The sequence below is a fragment of the Arthrobacter paludis genome (assembly GCF_056782315.1).
This window is the reverse complement of record NZ_JBXAEW010000040.1, coordinates 1-2,646: the sequence shown is the minus strand read 5'-3', so window position 1 is coordinate 2,646 and position 2,646 is coordinate 1. Positions and strand designations below refer to the sequence as shown.

Genomic DNA, 2,646 nt, shown 5'->3' with positions numbered 1-2,646 from the left:
GAGGGTGTTTCATTAGGTGTGTAAGGGTCCGGTCTCTAACTGGGGTGTGACCTGTGGTTTCATCCCCGAAAGGACGGGCCCTCGTGGCTGAAAACGACATGATCGACAATCCCCTGGCCGGGGTGCTGGACCCGGAGCAGATCGACGCGCTGGTCACGGCGGCCGAGGACCTCGGCGAGGGCCGGCACGGGGTCGAGGAGCTGCTCTCGCGCATGACCAAGGCCGTGCTCGAGCGGGCCCTGGAGACCGAGATGAGCGACCACCTCGGCTACGAGTCCGGGGACCCCGCCGGGCACGGCACGGGCAACTCCCGCAACGGCAAGGCCACCAAGAGCGTCCAGACCCTCCAAGGGCCGGTGCGGATCACGGTCCCGAGGGACCGAAACGGCTCCTTCGAGCCGGTGATCGTGCCCAAGCGCGCCCGCAGGCTGGGCAAGGTCGAGGACATGGTCCTCTCGCTCTACGCCCGGGGGATGAGCACCCGGGACATCGGCTCCCACCTCGAGGAGATCTACGGGGCCAAGGTCTCCGCGGCGACGATCTCCCGGGTCACCGACGTGGTCGCCGACGAGGTCGCCCAGTGGCAGAACCGGCCCCTGGAGGCCGGGCGGTTTCTACCGAACGTTGCGAATCCATTCTGGAAGGAAATCGCATGCCCCGGTACGCGTGGAACAAGACGTCCCTGGCGGCCAAACGCCGCTACTTCGAGCTCATCCGGCAAGGCAGCAGCGGCAGCGAGGCCGCACGGTCCGTGGGCGTGTCCCTGAGCTGTGGCTCGTTATGGTTCATCGATGCTGGAAGCGTGAACTTCATTGAACGGCCTATCAGCAGCCGGTACCTTTCGCAGGACGATCGGATCGAAATCGCCGAGGGGCTGGCATCCCATGAGTCGGTAAAGGCGATCGCGGCCCGGATTGGGAAGAGCTTCCAGAGCATCTACCGGGAGATCGCCAAGAACCGGGGCCCTGACGGCCGCTACCAGCCCTGGCACGCCCACGGGCAGGCCCACCTGCGCCGGGCTCGGCCCAAGGTGAGCCGGTTCGCCGCCGACGGGGGCTTGCGCGAGGCCGTGGCCGGTCGGCTGAAGAAGCGCTGGTCCCCGCAGCAGATCAGCCGTTGGCTTCGGCGTCGGTGGCCCCGCAGGCCCGGTTGGCATGTGTGTGCCGAGACGATCTACGAGGCCGTCTACCTCGGTATCGTCGGCGCAAAGGACCGCCAAACGCTTCGGACGGGTCGGACCTACCGGCACAAGCGGGGTCGGGGCCGCAGCCGTGACGGGGCGTTGAAGCAGTCCACGAACATGAAGTCCATCCACGACCGCCCAGTAATCGCCCTAACCAGGCGGCAGGCCGGCCACTGGGAAGGGGACCTCGTCGTCGGGGCGTCCCAGCGCTCGGCGATCGCTACCTTGGTCGACCGCAAGACGCGGAACACGATCATCGTCCCGGTTCACGGACGGCACACCGCCCAGAGGGTCGGCGATGCGCTGGTGTCTGCGTTCAGCGCCCTGCCGCTTGGACTGCGCCGCACGCTGACCTGGGACCAAGGCAACGAGATGTTCCACCACCAACGCATCGCCGATGCCACCGGCCTGAAAATCTACTTCGCCGACCCCCACTCGCCTTGGCAACGCGGAACGAACGAAAACACCAACGGGCTGATCCGCCAGTACTTTCCCAAGGGCACCGACTTCTCCCAGGTCCCGGACCAAGCCCTTCACGACGCCGCGGCGGAGCTCAACGACAGGCCGCGGGCCTGCCTCAACGACCGCTCGCCACGTCAACTCATGGCACGATGGAAACTGCAACCCACATCTACGTGATTCACCTCGTTCACTAGAAACCGCCCCGTCTATCCGATCGTGTACATCGACGCGATCTGGCTCAAGATCCGCGACGGAGGGGTCGTGGTGAACAAGGCCTGCCACGTCGCCGTGGGGGTGGACGTCGAGGGCCGCAAGCAGGTCCTGGGCCTGTGGCTGGGCGCCTCGGAAGGGGCGAAGTTCTGGGCCAACGTGCTCACCGAAATCCGCAACCGCGGGGTGCGGGACATCCTGATCCTGTGCTGCGACGGGCTCACCGGACTGCCGGCGGCCGTGAACAGCATCTACCCGGAGACCGTGGTGCAGACCTGCGTGGTGCACCTGCTGCGCTCGGCCATGCGCTACGCCTCCTACGGCGACCGCAAGGCCATGGCCAAGGACATGCGCCCCATCTACACCGCGCCCACCGTGCAGGCCGCCGAGATGGCCATGGAGGCCTTCGAGGAGGCCTGGGGCACCAAGGCCCCGGGCGCCGTGCTCGCCTGGCGCAACGCCTGGGAGGACTTCACCCCGTTCCTGGCCTTCACCCCCGAGATACGCAAGGTCATCTACACCACCAACCAGATCGAATCGATCAACTACCAGCTGCGCAAGATCACCAAGACCAGGGGCTCGTTCCCCTCCGACGAGGCGGCGATCAAGCTGGTCTACCTGGGCATCCGGAACATCGAGACCACCCGCGGCGGCGAGCTCGGCACCGGCACCCAGGGATGGCACCAGGCCCTGAACGCCTTCGCCATCCAGTTCCCCAATCGACTACCGATCTGACCACCCGGCAGAACGGCTAACCGACCGGCCCCTTACACAGATTTTTTGACACGCCC

Annotated in this window: 1 protein-coding gene and 2 pseudogenes; all 3 read left to right on the top strand. The window is 66.4% G+C overall.

Going from position 1 to position 2,646, the window contains the following annotated elements; translation table 11 throughout:
* Positions 1–113: 113 nt before the first annotated feature.
* Positions 114–602, top strand: a pseudogene (locus AC1Q5D_RS17870) (transposase); the annotation flags it as partial.
* Positions 603–652: 50 nt separating this feature from the next.
* Positions 653–1,822, top strand: a complete 1,170-nt coding sequence (locus AC1Q5D_RS17865; RefSeq protein ID WP_481739774.1) for an IS30 family transposase — start codon at positions 653–655, stop codon at positions 1,820–1,822.
* A 24-nt stretch (positions 1,823–1,846) separates the two neighbouring features.
* A pseudogene (locus AC1Q5D_RS17860) lies at positions 1,847–2,590 on the top strand (IS256 family transposase); the annotation flags it as partial.
* Positions 2,591–2,646 lie beyond the last annotated feature (56 nt).